General features: G+C 65.0%; 18 protein-coding genes. 4 read left to right on the top strand and 14 right to left on the bottom strand.

Annotation, left to right across the window (positions count from 1 at the left end):
- Window positions 1–67: 67 nt before the first annotated feature.
- The 4 genes from AB4097_RS04930 to AB4097_RS04915 all read right to left on the bottom strand — a co-directional run bounded on the left by AB4097_RS04930 (window position 68) and on the right by AB4097_RS04915 (window position 4,874).
- Entirely contained in the window at window positions 68–1,384 is a 1,317-nt protein-coding gene (locus tag AB4097_RS04930) for an HlyD family type I secretion periplasmic adaptor subunit (protein WP_442037488.1), read from the bottom strand.
- Window positions 1,385–1,534: 150 nt separating this feature from the next.
- Window positions 1,535–3,409, bottom strand: a complete 1,875-nt coding sequence (locus tag AB4097_RS04925) for a type I secretion system permease/ATPase (RefSeq protein ID WP_442037487.1) — start codon at window positions 3,407–3,409, stop codon at window positions 1,535–1,537.
- Window positions 3,410–3,669: 260 nt separating this feature from the next.
- A complete protein-coding gene (locus tag AB4097_RS04920) occupies window positions 3,670–4,011 on the bottom strand; it encodes a hypothetical protein (protein ID WP_442037486.1) in 342 nt (113 codons plus the stop codon).
- A gap of 251 nt (window positions 4,012–4,262) precedes the next feature.
- Window positions 4,263–4,874: a hypothetical protein gene (locus AB4097_RS04915; protein ID WP_442037485.1), complete on the bottom strand. Its 612-nt coding sequence runs from the start codon at window positions 4,872–4,874 to the stop codon at window positions 4,263–4,265.
- A gap of 174 nt (window positions 4,875–5,048) precedes the next feature.
- On the opposite strand from AB4097_RS04915, the gene AB4097_RS04910 reads away from it, so the two are divergent.
- Complete coding sequence (locus AB4097_RS04910; protein ID WP_442037484.1) at window positions 5,049–5,774, top strand: Crp/Fnr family transcriptional regulator; 726 nt, start codon at window positions 5,049–5,051, stop codon at window positions 5,772–5,774.
- 53 nt (window positions 5,775–5,827) lie between these two features.
- Here the strand turns inward: AB4097_RS04910 and AB4097_RS04905 are convergent, their stop codons facing one another.
- The 3 genes from AB4097_RS04905 to AB4097_RS04895 all read right to left on the bottom strand — a co-directional run bounded on the left by AB4097_RS04905 (window position 5,828) and on the right by AB4097_RS04895 (window position 9,115).
- Complete coding sequence (locus AB4097_RS04905; RefSeq protein WP_442037483.1) at window positions 5,828–6,832, bottom strand: adenylate/guanylate cyclase domain-containing protein; 1,005 nt, start codon at window positions 6,830–6,832, stop codon at window positions 5,828–5,830.
- A gap of 25 nt (window positions 6,833–6,857) precedes the next feature.
- Window positions 6,858–8,282, bottom strand: coding sequence for a serine/threonine-protein kinase (locus tag AB4097_RS04900; protein ID WP_442037482.1), 1,425 nt, complete (start codon window positions 8,280–8,282; stop codon window positions 6,858–6,860).
- 62 nt (window positions 8,283–8,344) lie between these two features.
- Complete coding sequence (locus AB4097_RS04895; protein WP_442037481.1) at window positions 8,345–9,115, bottom strand: c-type heme family protein; 771 nt, start codon at window positions 9,113–9,115, stop codon at window positions 8,345–8,347.
- A 183-nt stretch (window positions 9,116–9,298) separates the two neighbouring features.
- On the opposite strand from AB4097_RS04895, the gene AB4097_RS04890 reads away from it, so the two are divergent.
- Entirely contained in the window at window positions 9,299–10,642 is a 1,344-nt protein-coding gene (locus AB4097_RS04890) for a peptidoglycan-binding protein (protein ID WP_442037480.1), read from the top strand.
- 17 nt (window positions 10,643–10,659) lie between these two features.
- On the opposite strand, the gene AB4097_RS04885 is transcribed toward AB4097_RS04890, so the two are convergent.
- Entirely contained in the window at window positions 10,660–11,121 is a 462-nt protein-coding gene (locus AB4097_RS04885; protein ID WP_442037479.1) for a hypothetical protein, read from the bottom strand.
- Between the two features lie 272 nt (window positions 11,122–11,393).
- On the opposite strand from AB4097_RS04885, the gene AB4097_RS04880 reads away from it, so the two are divergent.
- Both AB4097_RS04880 and AB4097_RS04875 read left to right on the top strand, forming a co-directional pair.
- Window positions 11,394–13,688 carry a putative bifunctional diguanylate cyclase/phosphodiesterase gene (locus AB4097_RS04880; RefSeq protein ID WP_442037478.1) on the top strand — a complete coding sequence of 765 codons (2,295 nt, stop codon included), beginning with the start codon at window positions 11,394–11,396 and terminating at the stop codon, window positions 13,686–13,688.
- Window positions 13,689–13,779: 91 nt separating this feature from the next.
- Window positions 13,780–14,022, top strand: coding sequence for a helix-turn-helix transcriptional regulator (locus tag AB4097_RS04875; protein WP_442037477.1), 243 nt, complete (start codon window positions 13,780–13,782; stop codon window positions 14,020–14,022).
- 1 nt (window position 14,023) lies between these two features.
- On the opposite strand, the gene mnhG is transcribed toward AB4097_RS04875, so the two are convergent.
- The 6 genes from mnhG to AB4097_RS04845 are packed head-to-tail and all read right to left on the bottom strand — an operon-like array spanning window position 14,024 to window position 20,057.
- Window positions 14,024–14,398, bottom strand: a complete 375-nt coding sequence (gene mnhG / locus AB4097_RS04870; protein WP_442037476.1) for a monovalent cation/H(+) antiporter subunit G — start codon at window positions 14,396–14,398, stop codon at window positions 14,024–14,026.
- Window positions 14,395–14,676 carry a K+/H+ antiporter subunit F gene (locus AB4097_RS04865; protein WP_442037475.1) on the bottom strand — a complete coding sequence of 94 codons (282 nt, stop codon included), beginning with the start codon at window positions 14,674–14,676 and terminating at the stop codon, window positions 14,395–14,397. Before AB4097_RS04865 ends, mnhG begins: the two co-directional genes overlap by 4 nt.
- On the bottom strand, window positions 14,676–15,164 hold the full coding sequence (locus AB4097_RS04860) for a Na+/H+ antiporter subunit E (RefSeq protein WP_442037474.1): 489 nt from the start codon (window positions 15,162–15,164) through the stop codon (window positions 14,676–14,678). The genes AB4097_RS04865 and AB4097_RS04860 overlap by 1 nt, the downstream gene beginning before the upstream one ends.
- Window positions 15,161–16,780 (bottom strand): monovalent cation/H+ antiporter subunit D, encoded by a 1,620-nt coding sequence (locus tag AB4097_RS04855; protein ID WP_442037473.1) that lies wholly within the window; start codon window positions 16,778–16,780, stop codon window positions 15,161–15,163. The genes AB4097_RS04860 and AB4097_RS04855 overlap by 4 nt, the downstream gene beginning before the upstream one ends.
- A complete protein-coding gene (locus tag AB4097_RS04850) occupies window positions 16,777–17,121 on the bottom strand; it encodes a Na+/H+ antiporter subunit C (protein ID WP_442037472.1) in 345 nt (114 codons plus the stop codon). The genes AB4097_RS04855 and AB4097_RS04850 overlap by 4 nt, the downstream gene beginning before the upstream one ends.
- Complete coding sequence (locus AB4097_RS04845) at window positions 17,121–20,057, bottom strand: monovalent cation/H+ antiporter subunit A (RefSeq protein ID WP_442037471.1); 2,937 nt, start codon at window positions 20,055–20,057, stop codon at window positions 17,121–17,123. The genes AB4097_RS04850 and AB4097_RS04845 overlap by 1 nt, the downstream gene beginning before the upstream one ends.
- Window positions 20,058–20,362 lie beyond the last annotated feature (305 nt).

Raw genomic sequence — 20,362 nt, 5'->3', positions numbered from 1 at the left:
TGACGAGGGTGCGAACTGGGTAGTGGTCGCCGAGGCCTGCTCCGTTGATCCGGCGCAGGCCTCTTCCTCACTCGCGGAAGGTAACGGCAAGCCGGTCCGTCAGTGGCTGCGTCAGGTAGGTGATGATGCGCCGCGCGTCGCCGCGGATCAGGACCTCCGCCGGTAGGCCGGGCGTGAGCTCCTTTCCTGCCAGCTTGTTCCGCTCACCCGGGGCGATTGCGATCTTGACGGTGAAGTAGCCCTGGCCCGACTGGCTGCTGACGACCTGATCCGGGGACACGTTGGTGACCCACCCTTCCAGTTCCAGCGGCGTCGGCAGCTTGAAGGCGCTGATGCGGATGCTCGCCTGCTGATCGACATGAACCTGCTCCACCTCGTCGGGGCGGATCCTCGCGTTCACGATCAGCGGTTCGTCGTTCGGGATGATCGACATGAGCTTCTGGCCCGGACCGACGATGCCGCCGATCGTGTGGACCGCGAGCTCGTGGACCAGCCCCGTCCGCGGCGCCCGGATATCGAGGCGCTGAAGCCGGTCGTGCGCGGCGGCGAGTTGCTCTTCCGTCTCCGCGAGACCGGCCGTGACGGCCTGGAGCTGTTTCAGGACCTCGGAGCGGGCAGTCCGGGTCAGCTCGGCGATCTTGAACTCGATCTCCGTGAGCTGGGAGTGAGCGCCTGCGACGCGGGCATCGAGATCGCCCATCTCGCCTTTCAGGCGGCTGACCTCACGCTCGGTCTGGCGCAGCACCGGGCGCCGGATCAGCCCCTTGCTGTCGAGCATCCGTTGGTCGGCAAGCTCGGCCATCACCTGGGCGAGCTCTTCCTTCTGGGCCTTGTATCGTTCGTTGAAGCCGTCGATCTGGCGTTCGACCTGAACCTTCCGCTCCTGCTGCTGCGAGAGCTGGTTCAGTCGCGTGAAGCGCCGCTCGTTCATCAGGCTTTCCTCGGCGGCGAAAGCCGCCCTCAGGGCGCTCGCCATGGAGCCGGACGAAAACGGGCTTTCGGATCTGGTGATCGTCGTCCGATCCAGGCTCTCGGCCTCGAGGCGAGCCTTCTGGGCGGTGAGGTCGATCAACTTGCGTTCCAGGATGGTTGCGTCCGCCGTGACCTTGGCGGCGTCCAGGCGGACGAGGACCTGCCCCTCCTTCACGAGGTCGCCATCCTTGACCAGGATGGCGCCGATGACTCCGCCTTCCAGGTGCTGAACGGCCTGGGCGCTCGACTGTACCGCGAAGGTCCCCGCGGTGACGACGGCGCTGTCGACCCTGGCGGCGACCGACCAGCCCCCGATTCCGAAGAACACGATGACCGAACTCAGGATGAACCAGCGCATCAGCCGGCGCATGGAAGATGAATTGGCGGCGAGATCGTCTTCGAACTCGGTCATGGTGCGCTCCGCTGTGTAGGCGCCGTCGCTGCAGGCGACTGGTCGATCGGGTTGCAGGCTACCGCATCAGGGTGGCACGCCGCCTGCACGGGAGCTGTGGCCCAGGTCACAGTTTCCGGGTCGTGCCGACGGCCCATGAAGGGTGTCGGCTCAAAGGCTGTTGGCTCGCTGCGCCCGGGTGGCATCCAGATTGGTGACGGTCGCCGTGGCGGCATTGTCAGGATGGTTCGGCGCTCCCGCGGGAGCCGCCTCCGGTCCCGCCTGCGGGAGCGGCGCGGGCGCAGCCTGGGGCGTGGCGGGTTGCACGTTCGTCGCCGGCGACGGCTTGTGCGGCTGCCCGATGCGCGGGAACAGGGCGGCGAGCACCTGTTCCTTCGGGCCGAACATCTCGGCGCGGCCGCCGCGGACGGACAGGATCTTGTTGGCCGCGAAGATGGCGCTCGGGCGATGCGCCACGATGACGACGATCTTTCCGGCCTGGCGCATCTGTTGAATGGCATCGTTCAGCGATTGCTCGCCGAGCGGGTCGAGGTTCGAGTTGGGCTCGTCGAGGACCACCAGGAACGGGTTTCCGAACAGGGCGCGGGCGAGACCGATGCGCTGGCGCTGGCCGCCGGACAACGTGGTGCCGCCTTCGCCGACCGGCGTGTCGTATCCCATGGGGAAGGCAAGGATCATGTCGTGCACGCCCGCCATCCGGGCAGCCTCGATCACCTGTTCGGAGGTCGCATCCTTGCGAAAGCGCGCGATGTTCTCGGCAATCGTTCCGTCGAACAGCTCGATGCTCTGGGGCAGGTGCCCGATCGCATCGGCGAGGGCGTCCGGCGAATACTGGCCGATCAGGGCATTGTCGAAGCGCACCTCGCCACGGGCCGTCGGCCATGCGCCGACCAGCGCCCGGACGAGGGTGGACTTGCCGCAGCCGCTCGGCCCGATGATCCCGAGGGCGTCGCCGGCCTCGATCTCGAACGACACGCCGGACACGGTCGCGACGGCTCCCCCAGGAGGCACGATGGCGATGTCGCGCACTGACAAAGCGTGGCGCGGGCGCGGCATGCCATGCTGCTGCTGGGCCGCTTTGGGAAGCTTGGCGGTGAGCGCCCGCAGGCGTCGAAGAGCCTGCCAGGCGGTCGATGTGCTGCGCCAGTTGCCGATGACCTGATCGATCGGCGCGAGCGCGCGGGCGAGGATGACCGAGGTCGCGATCATGGCGCCGGGCGACATCAGCCCTTCGATGACCAGATAGGCCCCCAGGGCGAGCATCGCCGATTGCAGCACGTGGCGGACCGTCTTGGAAATCGCGCCGAAGACGCTGGCGTGATCGGCGAGATCGCGGGCGTGCGAGATCGAGTTCACGTAGCCGCTGCCCCAGCGCTTGCAGAGATCGTCTCCCATGCTCATGGCCGCGGCCGCTTCGGAATTGCGCCTCGCATCCAGAAGCAGGGTCATGGTTGCCGAATGCGCCTGGGTTGCAACCTTGATCGTGCCTTTGGTGGTCCACTCATTGATGAGGCTGAGAATGACGAGGAACAGGGCGCCGCCCGCGGCGGCAAGAAACAGGATCGGGTTCACGATCAACAGGATGGCGAAATAGATCGGCATCCAGGGCAGATCGAGGAGGGCGACCGGACCGGGGCCCATCAGGTAGTTCCGGATGGCCGCCAGATCCTGAAGCGGATCATGGTTGCGGGCATGGGGGCCGAAATGGAGCGGGAGCTTCAGCGTCGCCTCGAAGAGCGTCGGCGCCAACTGGTGATCGAACGTGATGCCGACCCGGGCCATGAGCTTGCCGCGAAGCCCCTCCAGCAGGCCGTAGAAGCCGTAGAGCAGAAGGGCCAGCAGGGTGAGCGCCGCCAGCGTGGGAAGGCTCTTGCTCGACAGGACCTTGTTGTAGACCAGCATCATGAACATGGGGCCGGTCAGCATCAGGATGTTGCCCAGGCAGCTGATGGCGCTGATGCCGATCAGGGGCCTCCTCAGGGTGCGAAGAGCGGTGCGAAGCTGAACTTCGGCGCTGGTCCTCATTCCATTCCTCATCGCGAGCGTCCTTGCTGCGTGCCGCCTTCGCGCGGTGAAGCCCTGCGGCGTCCGAGGCGACGGCCTGTCTGTCTATGGGCTGATCATGGGTGATCCGCGCTCCGGGCGCTGTGAGATGCTTCACAATCTCTCAATGGGATTGCGGCCACGCCTGCAGATGGACAATCGCGATGCTGGGAGGGGCGAAGTCGCGCAAAAAAATGAGCGCCACCGGCTTTCGGCCGATGGCGCTCTCGGGGATAGGGCGGTTAGTAGTAGATCGGGAACGAGTGGTCGTACGAGGACTGGTCGTTGAGCAGATGGGCGTCCTGGTTCGTCATCGCGAAGGCATCGCCGCCGGAACCGAACAATCCGTGACCGCCCTGCGCATCGGTGAGAGCAGCCTGCGAGATCGGGCTGGCATTGACGTTGAGGTCGGGGCTTCCGAAGCCGAAGTAATCCGAGGAGTCCATGGACTGGTAGTTGACGCTCTCGGCGCTCTGGTTCGTCACCGCGGTCGCATCGCCGCCGTGACCGGCGATCCCGGCGCCGCCTTCGGCAACAGTGGTGGCAACCTGGGTGATCGGGCTGGCATTCACGTTGAGAGACATGGGCTATCCTATCTTTGCTCAGTGTTGCGTTCAATACCGCCTGAGATCTGATCTCCGTTGGCGATGATTAGACTTTGAACCACTTGGCCCGATCCAGCTGTGAACCGCTTCACACCCGCGAATTTTTTTGCGCTTGGGCGAAATTTTTTTGATCTGCCGGTGCGATCGCCTTCGTGCTCGGAAAAGAGAAAGGGCCCCTGTCGGGGCCCTTCAGATGAACGAGGATATCGGTCGTCGCGGTCCTGCGCGATTCAGCCGAGAACCGGGTCGTGCGGGATGACGGTGAATTGGTCTGTCGATGCGGATTGCAGGCCGATCGCGTTCACGTCGCCTCCCACATCGATCGAGCCGCCGTCGGCGGCGTTCAGGAAGACGGCCGTGTTCTCGATCTGTGTGGTCTGAATCAAGGTATTGAAGTTCACTTCGAGATGGTCGATGGCGAAGACGAAAATCGGCGGCATGGCTCCCCCATGGTCGAAGCCGCCGGACAGCACCGCGTCGAAGCCTCCGGCATCGTCCCAGGCCGCCGCATCCCAGCCAAGGCCTCCCCCGTCATGCGGTTGAGCGGTATCTTGTGGTTGAGGTGTGTCTTGCGGTTGAGGGGGGTCATGCGCTTGCACGGGGTCGTGCGCCTTCTCCTGGGCATGCGGCTGCGCGGACGCATGGGGTTGTGTGGATGCGACGGGGCTGCCGCTGTGAGACGGCGCAGGACTGCCATAGTCGGTTCGGAAATGGTCGTTCGGCGGGCCGCCCCTGTCACCGTCGTCATGGATATCGCTTCGACCACCGCGCATCCGTTCGAAGGGGGCATCGTCCTGATGGCCGGGTCTGTTCCAATCGTCATGCCATTGCTGGTCGTGCATCGGGCTCTCCTCGATCACGGCCCGATCGGTCGATCATGCTGATCCTTTGGCAGACATCGGGCCCGGTGCACCGGGTTTACACCCTTGTCCGGAGGTGGACAGTGATCTGCTTCACAGTCCGCCTGCCGGACGATATGCTGGAAGACCTTGCTTCATTGTTGTGGGAAATTGACCATGGCGGAGGCTCAATCATCGAATGCAGCGCCCGGCGCGGACAAGCCCGTGAAGCTCGAGTCGCTCGATATCTTCAAGGCCATCGATCCGACGACCGTCGAGCAGATCGCCCGCAAGGCTCAGACGCGAAACCTGGACAAAGGCGAGCTTCTGTTCAATGTCGGGGATGTGTCCGATGCGCTCTACGTGATCGCCGACGGGCGTGTCCGGATCTGGGCCGTGTCGGCGGCAGGCGCCGAAGTGACGCTGAACGTTCTCACGAACGGGGCCGTTTTCGGAGAGATCGGCATGCTCGATGGGGACGTGAGGACCGCCGGCGCGTCCGCCATGCTCCGGACCCGCCTGACCAGCATCGCCCGGCGGACCTTCTATGAGGCGCTGGACCGCGACCCGCAGCTGGTGCGCAACGTGATCGACCTTCTGTGCCGTCGGCTCAGGTGGACCAGCGCCCGCATGGAAGACGCGACCTTGCGCCAGGCGCCTCAGCGGCTCGCGCGGATCATCGGCCATCTTGCCCGGGATCACGGCAAGGCCACGCCGAAGGGGATCGAGATCGCTCTCAAGCTGACGCAGAGCGAAATGGCCCAGTGGACGGCGATGTCGCGGGAGGGCTTGAACAAGCTTCTCAACCGCTGGGCCGAGGAGCGAATCCTGACACAGGACCGAGGCGGTCTGATCGTTCACGATCTCGAACGGATCGACGATATCGCCGAGTTCGGCGAGTGAAGCATCGAACGCATAAGCGGAAGCCGGTTTTGCGTGGAGAGATGCTCGATTCGTCAATGGTGCCGGCGTGCTACGAGCTGTTGCGCGCGGCTCAGGAATTGCAGGCGTTCGTCCCGCGCCGGGATTTCCCGCGCCAGGGCTTCGACGAGCGCGGTCAGATCCGCCACGTTCGCGGCGTGCCGCTTGACGAGCAATCCGGCGACAGGGCCGAGATAGGTCGTCAGGGTGCGGGCAATCTCGGGAAGGCAAGCCTCGAAGGCGGAAGGTTCCATCGCAGCCGAGGGACGCGTCGCCTCCCGGGCAACGGCCTCGGCGGGTGCTGAAGGCGTCTCCAAAGGGCGGGAGGGAACGACCAGAGGCGCAGCCTTCGGCAGCGAGACCGTACGAGCCTCCGGAGCGGGCAGGGGCGGCGGCGCCGGGACGCTCCAGTCTTCCGCTCTTGCGGAGGCCAGCGACAGCACGGTCCGGTCGAGCGGCTCGATCCGGCTTATGGTCGCGTTCATGTCGGTGTCCGTTGGCGACGTCGTCACGCTGAACGTGGTGATCCGGCGCGGGCTGTGCTTGAGATCGAACACGCCGCGCTCGCCGAACGTCGCGGAGATGCGGGGCGCCACGGCTTCCATGACGGCGGCCGAGACGAGGATCCCGCCGGGATCGGCAAGGCTCTCCAGACGGGCCGCGATGACGAGCGTCTCTCCGAAAGGAAGATCGTCATGGAACAGGACGTCACCAAGATGGATGCCGATCCGCATGCGGACCGCGTCGAACTTCGTCATCACCGCGAGGCGCGCCTGGGTGTCGAGGGCGCAGCGGACCGCATCGACGGCGCTCTCGAAGAGCGCGAAAATCCCGTCCCCGGGCATTCCGAAGAGCCACCCGCCATGGGCCGCGAGCTCTTCCCGGGCGATGCGCCGCGTTGCCCACAAGGCGTCGAGCGTATTGGTCTCGTCGACCGAGACCAAGCCGCCGAAATTCGCCATGTCGGCTGCGAAGACCGCTCGAAGGCGTCGGACACGCTTGCCTGCAGGCTGCGGAGCATCGGGTGCCGGATTATCCATCATTCCTTCATCGCGTGCCTACACGTCACTGTTTGGTCTCGCTGAGTTTACCACGGATCTTGAGAAAGCTCGCGCGATCCCGCTCGCTGGGAATGAAGTCCGAAAGCCGCCGATAGAAATCGTCGCGCCCGACCGACTTCTCCGCTTGGCGGGCGACGAGCGTCGGTGCGACCGGGCCGATCAGGGGCAGCAGAACCTCGGTGACGGCGCGGATTTCCGTCTGGGAGATGACGGCTTCCATCTGGGCGATCTTGAAGCCCTTGTCGTCGCGCAGCACCTGCTGGGCGGTCTTGCGGAAGGTCGCCGCTTCCGCCTCGGTGGTGATCTTCCCGACGAGCCATTCGAGGAACGTATCCACGTCCATGGTCTCATGAGAGGCCTGCTTCACCAGAAGGTGTCCGATCGGGCCGAGCGAATGCGCGAGAGACCGTCCGAGCGCATCGATGGCGCCCGGCGTGAGCACTTCCGCCATGGTCTGGTTGAGCTGCTCCTTGACCGGCGCCGCCTGCTCCTTGCCGGGCATGTGGGAGAGCTCGGTCAGGTCGAGGGGCGGAAGATCGGCGCTGGGGCGCATCTCGATGGATGTATTGAGCGCGACGACGAACTCGTCCGCGGTCTGGAAGCGGTCCTCCGGGTTGCGCGCCAGCGCCCGCTGCACGACCGCATCGATCTCCGGCCAAAGCTCGGGCCGGTAGGAGACGATCGACGGAGGCGGATCGTTCATGAGCTTGCGCATCAGCTCCGGCAGATCGGCGGCGATGAACGGCTTCGCGCCGGTCAGCATCTGGAAGAGGATGACCCCGGCCGAGAAAAGGTCGGAGCGGGCATCGGCCGGACGCCCGAGGAATCTCTCCGGAGCCATGTAGTTCGGCGTGCCGATGGGGATGCCGCCGGGCCTCGTGAGGTCGAGCGCTTCCACATGGGCCACGCCGAAATCCGAGACCTTGATCGAGGCCGCTGACGGGCAAAGGATATTCGCGGGCTTGACGTCGCGATGGATAACGCCCTTGGAATGGGCATAGCCCAGGGCAAACAGAAGCTGCGCCATGATTTCGCCGACCTGTCGGATCGGCAGCAGCGTACCCCGGCGGATCACGTTCTCCAGGGTTCCCGCGTTGACATATTCCATGATGATGTAGGGCGCACCGTCCTGCTCGACGAAATCGAACACCGTGACGATATTCGGGTGAAGGCACCGCGCCGCCGAGCGCGCCTCGCTGGCAAAGCGACGGAGAAGCTCGTCGTTCTCCGTCAGGTTCTCGAGGATTTCCGGACGAAGCGTCTTGATCGCCAGCGGCCTGTCGATCTGCTCATCGTAGCCTTTGTAGACGACGCCGATCGCACCGCGACCGATGACGTGATCGACACGATACTTGCCCACTCTAGCGGGCATGGCGCCGCCGGTTCCACCTTGGCTGCTGCCTGTCCTCAGATCCTTGTCTGCGGCCATCGGAGAACATCCTCTGACGAGCGATCATCTGGTTCTGGTAGGCCAGGGATCAATGGTGTCGATCATTTTTCGAGCATCTTCAAAGCGCTATCGAGGCTCCTGCGCATGCGGTTGAAGGAACGGGACAGGGACGCGATCTCGTCGGACCCGGGATATTCGAACTCGGCGATCGAAGCGTCACCCATGCTGACGGCTTCCGCGGTCTTCGCCATCCGGGTCACCGGGCTGATCACGTACCGGTTCAGAAGGATGTTGAGCAGCGCCATCAGGACCAGGAAGATGATGCTGGACGTGCCGACGAACAACCCGAGATTCCGCCAGATCGATCCTTCCGCGATGTCCATGGGCACGGAGATGATCTGGGCCCCGATGGTTTCGTTGAGCTTCCAGCCGAAGCCGTTCTTGCTGCCGTAAAGAGCGACCATCGATGTGGGTGCCCTGTCAGGGGTGGAGTGACAGGTCAGGCAGGACTCGTCCTTGATCACGAGCGGGTAGGTCACCGTGTAGTTCGAGCGGTTGTCGATCGTCTGGAAACTGACATCCTTGGTCAGGTCGGGATTGGCGCGCAGCTTCTCGATCAGTTCACGTTCCCAGTCGCGCGCAAGATCGGCCGGATTGGTCGGGTTGAGCGCGGCTTCCTTGTAGAAGAACTGCGGATAGAATCCCCGGAAGTTGCGAAACGCCGTCTGGGCGGAAAACGACGGGACCGTCTGCGGCAGGAACTGAACGCTCGAATGCTCCGCCAGCAGCGGCTGTATCTCTTCCGAGGTATAGCGACGAATGGACAGCGCCTGAGCCCGCAGAACGTCGATCTGCGACTGTAGCTGCTCCATGGCTTCTCGCCGGGAGATTTGATAAAATGGATAAATCGACAGGCCGAGCCCGAGCAGATAGCAAACGGCGAGAATGATGTTGAATTTTAGCCGTAGTCCCACGGGAGATCTCCAACGGCTGGTGAGTTTAGTGCGCGTCACAACTTCCGAATTTCATGATAGTGCAAGTCTTGGAGACGTGCCATGCATTTCGGTCAAGCAGGCAGCTTGTCTAGGAGATTCTCTGTGCGCAAGAGCACATGGGGAGAGCTTGGGAGGACATGCGCGATACTCCTTTTCGGGAGTATCACCTTTGCGATTTCATTGCTGCTGACGAGCGCGATCTCCGCGCAAGCCGCCGGACGAGCCGCTTTAGTCCTAGTGGCGGAAGATTATCAGAAGCTTGCGAAGTCCAGTATCGGCACGAAGCGGGGCAACGAAATTGCTCAAGCCCTTCAGGCGCACGGCTTCGATGTGATCGTCAGTCCCAACCCGAGCAACGCGACCGCCCGGGCCAATCTCCGGGATTTCGCCGCGAAGGCGGAGGGCGCCGAGCTGGCATTCGTCGTGCTCATCGGGCATGGCGTGTCATGGAGCGGGCAGACCTTCTTCCTGACGACCAACACGGAAATCGGCCGGGCTGCCGACCTGCTGTCACGTGCGCTCTCGACGACGAACATCGCGCAGATCGCGGGACGGGCGCAGACTGGCGGCGTGTTCTTCTTCATGACGTCGCCGAGTTTCGAGAACCCCATCGAAGGTCTCGATGCCAGGCCGCAATTCACCAGCGATGTTCCCAAGAATGCCGTTACGGTTTTCTCCAGTTCGGCGCGTATTCCGGTCTCCCGCATCGACGCTGCGGGAGAGCAGGCGGCGGAGGCCGTGGCGAAGCTCCTTCAACAGCCGGGCCCGTCGCTCAATGAGCTGATCAAGGTTGCATCGAACGGAGGCATGGGAGCCGTGTTCGGGCGCGTGGACGATGTCAGCCTGACGAAGCCTGCTCCGGCTCCGTCGGCCATCGAGCGGCCGGTTGCGGCCGTTGCTCCGCAGCCGGCGCCGCCCGTTCAGAAAAGCGAGGAGCCCGATGGGAAGCTGGAAGCGGAACGAAGAGCACGCGTGGAGGCCGAGGCGCGCGCCCGCGATGAGCAGCTTCGCGCCGAGCGGGCACAAGCCGAGGTTCTGAAAGCGCAGGCGGATGCCAAGAAGGCTCAGGCCGACGTGGAGAAGGCCCAGGCCGACGCGGAACGGGCGAAGCAGGAAGCCCGGCGGGTCGAGGCCCAGGCTCAGATCGCGGCCGCCCAGGCGGAAGAATTGCGGCATGCATCCGTGCCGACGCCTGTCGACGATGCGCAGCTTGGGCAGAAGCAGCGCCGCCTGATTCAGCAGCGCCTCCATGACCTGGGTCTCTATACGGGACCGATCGACGCCATCATGGGGCCTCTGACCCGGGAGGCGATCATGGGCTATCAGAAGAGCCGCAATGCCGCCGTCACGGGCTACCTGACCGCCGAGCAGTTCGATGCGTTGCTTCCGAAGGAGGCGCAGTGAGCGAATGTCCGCGACGCTTATGGTTCGCGGCGCTCCACGCGGAAGGATTGAACGCGGATCCGTCCGTGGACGACCACCTCGGGTCGGTCCTTATCCACCATCTCCCGAGCTGCTTCGGGCGCTCCCCTGACCTCGCCGGCCTGTTCCGCGGCGGCGGCGCCCTCCCAACCCTCGGAATTCCAGGCGGCCCGCTGCTCGTCGAGGTCGAGAACGCCTTCCCGATCCAGAATGTCGACGACGGTTCCGACATCCGACGGGTCGCATTTGACGATGACGACGGTGCCGCCGCGGATCACCCCCTCCGCATAGGCATGGGCATCGGTCCGCGGCACGCCGAGATCTTCCAGGAGAGGAGCCAGGTTGTGCGGGGTCGTCCAGATGTCGATGGCGCTCGCCGGAATGCCGGCGTGCTTCAGGCGGCTTGCAGCGTCGTTTGCATGATGCTCGCTGTGAAAGAGGGACGTGACGGTCTTGGTCATCGGGTCGATTCCCTGCGGGTCCGCGCGATGCGCTCGTGCGTCGGACCCGAATAGGCCCGTCCGGGCGCGGTCGCCTTACTCTGCACTCCCGTCAATGTATCACGCCGCACTCGCCGCCACCACCGACCAGGCAGGGGCCGCAAATACGCACGACGAAGCTCGGCCTTTTTTGGTGTGGCCGGACACAATTCCTGCCGACATTAACGGATTAACGACGAGTTCCGGCGAAAGCTGGCGGAGATCGTCGCCCGAGAGCTCGGATCGAAACCCTGTTGCCCGATTACGTGATCATCACCCTCATCATCCTGACTGCGGCGGCAGGGATCATCGGCGTCGCGTTTCTCTTCGCGCGCGGGTACGACGACGATCTCGCGCGAGCCGAGGGCGATCTGGCGAACCTCGCCCTCTCGCTTCAGGAACGGACGGACGGCGTCTTTCAATCGATCGAAGGCGTCCTGCGCGACGTGGTGAGCCGGATCCCGCAGAACTGCCTCCAGGTGCATGAATTCGACGGCTTCGCCGCCTCGCAGGCGACGAAGGCGGTTCTGGTCGGCGCGTGCCACTCCCTGTCCCAGATCGTCCGCATCGATTTCGTCAATGCCCGGGGGCGGGTCGTCGGCTCCTCGACGCCGCGTCCGATGTCCGACCCGATCTATGTCAGGGACACGTCCTATTACCGGGCTCTCGCGACAGACCCGTCGCTCACCCTGTATCTGGGCGAGCCGATGCGAATCCGCGCCACGGGCAAGAAGGTTCTGTCGCTCGCCCGCAAGATCGAGGACGCCGAGGGGCAGTTTCTCGGCCTCGTCGTGTCCACCATCGATCTCGATCATTTCGAGAGGATCTTCAAGGATCATCTGAGAACCCTCTCGCTGGCGATCACGCTCTACCGGCGCGACGGCGTCATCCTCACCCATTGCCCGATTTCCGAAAGAGCGCTCGGACGCCGCATCTGGCGCCCCAACACGCCCCTGCAGCGCCTGATCGCCAAGAGCATCCCCACCATCATCCGCGATGTCAGCTGGATCGACCGCAAGGAACGGGTGGTCGCGCTTCATCCGCTCGCCCATTACCCGGGCGGCATCGCGGTCAGCCGGACCGTGGCGGAGCTCATGGCGGGACGGCGGCTCGAGAGCCGCCTGATCGGGTTCTTCGCCTACATGATGGATATCGGGATCGAGGCGGCGAGCCTGCTCGGCCTTCGGCATGTGAGAACCGGCATCCTGAGAGCCGCCAGCGAGAGCTACCTGTCGCGTCACGATGTTCTGACCAAGCTTCCCAACAGGCTGCTCTTCGTCGAGAACCTGAAGCGGACATTCCTCGCCGCCCAGCGGTCCAACACCGATTTCGCCCTGCACCTCATCGATCTCAACCGGTTCAAGGACATCAACGACAACCATGGGCATGGCGTCGGTGACGAGATCGTCCAGACCGTGGCGCGGCGCCTGCGCGAACGGCTCCGCAAGACCGATTTCATCGCCCGCATCGGCGGCGACGAATTCGCGATCATCCAGCGGCCGATCCGGAACCGGCAGCAGGTCCTGGGTCTCATCGCGACGATTCAGGCCGCCATGCAGGTCCCATGCACGGCCGGCAACACGGAGATCGAAATCGGCCTGTCCATCGGCACCGCCATCGCGTCCACCGATGGCAAGACCTCGACCGACCTGATGAAGGCCGCCGACATCGCGCTTTATGCGGCCAAGTCCGATTCCAGCAGCAGCTACAGGCTCTACGACGCGGGCATCAGGGACACGCGCGCGGAGCGTCGCGCGCTCGAGGGTGCCCTGAAGACGGCCCACGACAACCGGGAGTTCGAGCTGTTCTACCAGCCGATCCTGGACCTCGCGACGAACCGGATGTGGGGCTGCGAGGCCCTGGTGCGCTGGAAGCACCCGTCGAAGGGGATGATCTCGCCGCTGCAATTCGTTCCGGCCGCCGAGGAATCGGGCCTCATCGGCCCCATCGGCGACTGGATCCTGGAGGAGGCCTGCCTGACCGCCATGTCCTGGGAGCAGCCGCTCAAGGTCGCGGTCAATCTCTCGCCGGTGCAATTCAGGAACAGGGACGTGTTCGCCAGCGTCAAGAGGGCCCTGGAGATCTCCGGCATGCCGGCCCAGCGCCTCGTCCTGGAAATCACGGAATCCGTCAAGCTCACCGAGGAAGCCACCGCGACCCTGAAGCGGCTCAAGGCTCTCGGCGTCTCGATCGCCCTCGACGATTTCGGCACCGGCTATGCCTCGATGAGCTATCTCAGGAGCTTTCCCTTCGACAAGATCAAGATCGACCAGTCCTTCGTGCGCAGCATGCTCGACTCGTCCGACAGCCGCGCGATCGTCAAGGCGACCATCGGCCTTGCGAAGGACCTGCGGATGAGCACGACGGCCGAAGGCGTCGAGACGGAGGAGCAGCTCAATGCGCTGCGCCTGGCGGGCGCCTCCCAGGCCCAGGGCTACCTGATCGCCAAGCCCATGCCACGCGAAGCCCTCGCGGCCTTCATCACGGAGACACAGAAGTCCCAGCCGAGGATGCGGGAGGAGCAGGGCGCGGCGCGGGCGGTTGCGTAAGCATCGGACTAAAATGGATTCCCTTTTGGGGCCGGTGCTCTAGGTTCAACCATAATGGGTGACTATGGTCGCCCGGTTGAGAGCAACCGGAATGCCGCTACTACTCGCAGAACAGTGCCGGGCCGCCCGTGGACTCCTGGACTGGACCCAGGAGGAACTCGCCGCGCGGGCCGACGTCTCGCGCAGCACCATTCGCGATTTCGAGAACGGCCGTCACCATCTCCACTCCGCGACGGCGGCCCAGGTCGTGGCGGCCCTGGAGCGCGGCGGGGTCATGCTGATCCCGTCGGACGAGGCAGGTCCCGGGGTGCGGCTTCGGAGCCCGATAACCTGACTCAGCCCTTCGGAGGGATCAGATCCTCCACTTCATCGGCTGTCGGAACGTCCCTGCACCCCTCCGTCCGGTCGCGATAGAGGGACGCCCTGGCGAGCAGCATGAGGGTCACCGGCGTGGTGAGCGTGACGAACACGGCGATCAGGACCTCGTGAATGACCGGCTTTCCTTCGAGCACGCTGAAGAAGAGGGCCGATGCGGCCAGGATGCAGCCCATCCCGAATGTCGTGCCGAGCGTGGGGGCATGGACCCGGGCATAAAAGGTGCCGAGCCGCAGAAGCCCGATCGACCCGATCAGGGTCACCGCCGCGCCGATCAGGACGAGGATGGCCGTCAGCAGGGCCGCCCAGGCGGGAAGTCCTTCGGCCATCGTCATTCGATCACCTCTCCGCGCATGAGGAACTTGGCGAGCGCCACGGTCGCGACGAAACCCAGGAGCCCGATGATCAGCGCCGCCTCGAAATACAGGGTGCTGCCGGCGCGGATGCCGAAGGTGACCAGCAGCAGCATGGCATTCACGTACAGCGTATCCAGGCCGAGGATCCTGTCCTGGGCGCGCGGACCGACGACGAGGCGGTAGGTGGCGCAGCACAGGGCGAGACCGAGCAGGACCTGGGCGCCCGTGACGGCCCAACCGAGAATGAAGGTGCTCATCATTCGAAGATCTCCATCAGCAGCCGCTCGTAGCGATCCTTGATGAGCCGGAGCCACGCGGTCTCGTCTACCAGGTCCAGCACGTGCATCAGCAGGGTGCCCTTGGCACTGTCGTAGTTCACCCAGATCGTCCCGGGAGTCGACGTGATGATGATGGACAGCACCGTGAGCCCGTGTCGGCTGCGCATGTCGAGCGGGATCGTCAGGAAGCCGGCATTCACCCCGGGCTCGCGCGAGCGCACGATGATCCGCCCGACGGCGAGGTTCGAGCGCAGGATGTCGACGAACACCATTCCCGCAAGCCGCAGGGCCGCTCCGGGACGGCGGATGCGCGGCTTCTCGGGCCGCAGTGCCGCCATGACCCAGGAGGCCAGAACCGCCAGAACGCTGCCGAGGACGAGTTGGCCGGCGGAAACGCTCTGGTTCAGCAGGAGCCACAGGGAGAGCAGGGCGACTGAGAGGAGGGGATAGGGCAGGAACCAGCTCATGGGCGAGGCCCCTTTGCGCCTTCACCGGCTTGCGGTGCCGAGAGCACGCCCGACACGTAGCCCTGTGGCGCCTGCAGGGCCTGGGCGGTCGCCTCCATGTAGCGCATGGCCGGGCCGCCGCCGATGGTGAGGCCGAAGGCGAGCAGCAGGAGGGCGATCACCGGAGTCATCTCGATGATCCGCACCCGGGGGACGCTGTCGCTCATGCGGGCCCAGAAGGACGTGATGCCGCTCCGGGTCATGGCGATCAGCGTCGCCAGGCCCGACACCGTCAGGAGGGCGATCAGCACCCAGGCCGAGGCCGGGACCGCGGCACCGTTCGTCTTCAGCATGGCGGCCATCATGCCGAACTTGGCGACGAAGCCGGACAGCGGCGGCAGGCCGGCCAGAAGCAGCGCGCAGGCGATGAAGCTGCCGCCCATCAGCGCGATGGTCGCCGGAATGGCTACGCCGATCTCCTCTTCGAGTTCGTCATCGCTGTCGCCGTAGACCTCCATCGTGACGGCCAGCACGTCGGCACCGGGATCGCGCAGGCGCTCGACCAGCTCGATGAGCAGGAAGAGAGCCGCGATGCCCAGGGTGGAGCTGACGAGATAGAATAGCGCCGAGCCGATGATGGAGCCGTTCCCGATGCCGATGGCGGCGACCAGGGTTCCGGACGAGACCAGGACGCTGCATCCCGCGAGACGCGACAGGGATTGGGAGGCCAGCACGCCGACCATGCCGAACACGATGGTCAGCATGCCGCCGATGAGCAGCCACTCGCCGCCGAATCCGGCAAGGGAGCCTGCCTCCGGGCCGAAGACCAGGCTCCACAGGCGCAGGATGACGTAGACCCCGAGCTTGCTCATGATGGCGAACATGGCGGCGGCCGGCGCGGAGGCGGCGGCATAGGTGGTCGGGAGCCAGAAGTTGAGCGGCCAGGTGCCAGCCTTCATCAGGAACGCGGTGCCGAGAACCGCCGCGGCGGCAGCGAGAAGCGCCGCGTCGCCCGGTGCAAGGCCCGGAATGCGACGTGCGAGATCCGCCATGTTGAGGGTGCCGGTGACGCCATAGGCCAGGCTGGCCCCGATCAGGAAGAGCAGGGATGCCGTGAGGTTGATCGCGATATAGGCCAGCCCTGCCCGGACGCGCGCCTTCCCGTCCCCATGCAGGACGAGGCCGTAAGACGCCGCGAGCAAGACCTCGAAGAACACGAAGAGATTGAAGAGGTCGCCGGTCAGGAAGGCGCCATTGAGGCCCATGAGCTGGATCTGGAAGATCGTATGGAAGCGCGGTCCCGCGCGATGCCAGCGCGCGAGCGCATACAACAGCGACGCGATGCCGAGCACGCTCGTCAGCACGAGCATGAGGGCGGAGAGGCGGTCGAGCACCAGCACGATGCCGAAGGGGGCCGGCCAGTTCCCCAGCTGGTAGGTGCGCACGCCCGACCCCGGAGCCGTCGCGTCCGCCTGCTGCAGCAGGAGGATCGAAACGATGAGCAGGATCAACGTCGTGGCGATTCCGATCCCGCCCTTGAGGGAACGGCGGCGCTCCTCAAGAAGAAGCATCACCGCGCCGGATATGAGCGGCAGCACGATGGGCACGATGATCAGGTGGTCGATCATGTCCTTCATCGCACGTCCTCCCGACCATCCACGTGGTCGGTTCCCGTGAGGCCTCGCGAGGCCATCAGGACGACGAGGAACAGCGCCGTCATCGCGAAGCTGATGACGATGGCGGTGAGGACCAGCGCCTGCGGCAGAGGGTCGGCATAGAGCGCCGGATCGACGGCCTCGGCGTTCTCCAGCACGGGCGGGGCTCCGACCCGAAGCCTGCCCATGCCGAAGATGAAGAGGTTTACCGCGTAGGAGACCAGGGAAAGGCCGATGATGACCTGGAACGTGCGCGGGCGCAGCAGCAGCCACACGCCGGAGGCGGTGAGAATGCCGACCGCAAGGGCGAAGATGAGTTCCATCATGCATTCTCCTTCGTCAGGTCGGGCGTGGCGGACGGGAGCGGCGGCCGGGCGGCGCGCGGGACGCGGAGCGACTGGTGCGCGAGGGCGATCAGGATGAGCACCGTGGCGCCGACCACGACCGCGAAGACGCCGAGGTCGAACAGGAGCGCGGAGGCGGCGGGAACCTTCCCGATGACCGGCAGGTCCAGATATTGGAAATACGAGGTCAGGAACGGATAGCCGAAGAGTAGGGCGCCGAGGCCCGTGAACACCGCGCAGAGCAGGCCGAGGCCCATCCACCGGATCGGAAGCACACGAAGCCGCGCCTCGATCCAGCGGGTGCCTCCCGCCATGTATTGCAGGATCAGCGCGATCGACATCGTGACCCCGGCCGCGAAGCCACCGCCGGGCAGGTCGTGGCCGCGCAGGAAGAGGTAGATGGCCACGATGCCGATGACCGGAAACAGCCACTGCATGATGATCGACGGGATCGTCAGATAATCTGCAAGCGTGTCGCCGACCGACCGATCAGGGCTGGCCTTGTCGTAAGCGTCCTGGACCTGCTGCTGCTCCGGCGCCTCGACGCTTTCCGGCGCGGGGCGGAACCGGCGCAGCAGGGAGAAGACGGTGACGGCCACCACCGCGAGCACGACGATCTCGCCGAAGGTATCGAAGCCGCGGAAATCGACCAGGATGACGTTGACGATGTTGCGCCCGCCGCCCTCAGCATAGGCATTCTCGACGAAGTAGCGCGAGACGGTGTCGGGGAGCGGCCGCGTGAGCATCGCGTAAACGATCAGCGACATGCCCGCGCCGGCCGCGACGGCCAGCATCAGGTCGCGGGCGCGGCGCATCCTCGCGCGGATTCCCATCAGCAAATTGTCCGCCGGTGTTTCGATGCGCTTCGGTAGCCAGCGCAGGCCGAGAAGGATCAGCACCGTCGTGACGATCTCGACGAGGAGCTGGGTGATGGCGAGGTCGGGGGCCGAGAACCATACGAAGGTGATGCAGGTGACGAGGCCCGCCCCGCCCAGGAGCACCATGGCCGCGAGGCGGTGGAACTTGGCCTGATGGGCCGCCCCGATGGCGCATGCGCCGCCGACGATCCAGAGCAGGAGGAAGGCAGGATCGAAGGCCATGTCCGGCCGCGCGCCGACATCGAGCCCATGCCGGTAGAGGGGCCACAGGGCGGCAACGACCGCGAAGGCGACGAGCAGGCGCAGCTGCGGCTGGAGGCGCTGCGTGCCGAACAGGCGCTCCAGCGACCGCGCCCAGCGCCACGACACCTCGACGAGCACCCGCTCGAAGATGCGCTGGCCCTTGAGGCGTCGTATCAGAGGCGGCCCCTCGATGCCCTTGGCGAGATAACCCTGCAGCAGCCAGTACAGAAGGATGCCGCCGGCCAGGGCGATCACGCTCATGAGCAGAGGCTCGTTGAAGCCGTGCCAGATGGCAAGACTGTAATAAGGCGTCTCGGGCCCGAGGACCGCCCAGACCGCCGCCGCCAGGAAGGGCTTGATGGTCATGGCCGGAAGGATGCCGACGAGCAGGCATACCAGGACCAGCAGCTCGATAGGAAAGCGCATCCAGTGCGGCGGCTCATGCGGCGTGCGCGGCAGGTCGGTCGGCGGAGGGCCGAAAAACACGCCGTGGATGAAGCGGAGGGAATAGGCCACGCTGAACGCGCTCGCCAGCATGGCGAAGTAGGGCAGGGAATCGTCGAGAAGTGAATCCACGTGGGATTCCGCCGCCTCGGCGAAGAACATCTCCTTCGACAGGAAGCCGTTGAGAAGCGGCACGCCGGCCATGGCGGCGGCCGCGACCATCGCGAGCGTCGCGGTGATCGGCATGAACCTGAACAGGCCGCTCAGGCGACGGATATCGCGGGTGCCGGTCTCGTGGTCGATGATGCCCGCTGCCATGAACAGCGACGCCTTGAAGGTCGCATGGTTCATGGTGTGGAAGATCGCCGCGACGGCCGCGAGAGGGCTGCCCAGACCTAGGAGCAGCGTGATCAGGCCGAGATGGCTGATCGTGGAATAGGCCAGCAATCCTTTCAGGTCCTGCTGGAAGATGGCCGCATAGGCGCCGAGCAGCAGGGTGCTGAGGCCCGCCGTCACGACGATGTAGAACCAGGCTTCCGTGCCGGACAGAACCGGCCAGAGCAGGGTGAGCAGGAACACGCCCGCCTTCACCATCGTGGCGGAGTGGAGATAGGCCGAGACGGGCGTGGGCGCCGCCATGGCGTGCGGCAGCCAGAAATGGAACGGGAACTGGGCGCTCTTGGTCAGGGCTCCCAGCAGCACCAGGATCAGGGTCGGAAGATAGAGGCTGCTGGCGCGGACCTGGTCGCCGGAGGCAAGCACCTTGTCGAGATCGTAGCTGCCCACGATGTGGCCGAGCAGAAGGACGCCGACGAGAAGGCAGAGACCGCCCGTGGCCGTGACCGTGAGCGCCATGCGGGCGCCGTCGCGGGCGCTGGCGTTGTTGTGCCAGTAGCCGATGAGCAGGAAGGAGAAAAGGCTCGTCAGCTCCCAGAAGAAGACGAGCTGGATCAGGTTGCCTGAGAGCACGATGCCCAGCATGGCGCCCATGAAGGCGAGTAGGAACGCGAAGAAGCGCGGCACCGGATCTGCCGGGGACATGTAGTAACGGGCATAGAGCGCCACCAGGAACCCGATGCAGGTCACCAGCATCGAGAACAGCCAGGTGAAGCCGTCCATCCTCAGGCTGAAGTCGAGTCCCAGCTCCGGTATCCACGAGAGGGTGGCGTGCAGGACGCCGCCGCGGCCCACCGCAGGATACTGGAAGGCGGTCAGGACGGCCCCGCAGAGGGCAACGGCACCGGCCAGGAAGGCCGCGCCGTTACGCGCATCCTGGCGCAGAAAGGTGGCAACGAGGCTCCCGATGAAAGGAAGGGCGACGATGGCCAGGAGGGGCAAGCCACTGGACATGGATAGGACGATCTCCTTCCGGGCGGGGAGCGGGACAAAACTCCGACATTTGCGCGATATCGCCCAATATGGTTGACATGCCTGCCGTGTTGCAAGAGCTTTGCCGAAAAAATCAGGATCGGGCGAAAGCATGGAGCCGCTCTGCCCGATATAGATCCCTGACCTTATATGGAGCAATGTAGATCGCGCCGGACATCTTTCCGCGATTTTCTCTCGCCTCGTCCCGATCTGACGCAACAGTGGCTCGCTGCCTGTCTCCGCGATGTGCAGCCTCCCGGAGCCCCGCCCCATTTCCGACAGCCGCC

Origin of the sequence: Microvirga sp. 2MCAF35 (assembly GCF_052115545.1) — a bacterium.
In the GTDB taxonomy this organism is placed as follows: Bacteria; Pseudomonadota; Alphaproteobacteria; order Rhizobiales; family Beijerinckiaceae; genus Microvirga.
Note: the sequence above shows the minus strand (reverse complement) of the source record. Positions and strands in the feature narration are given on the sequence as shown.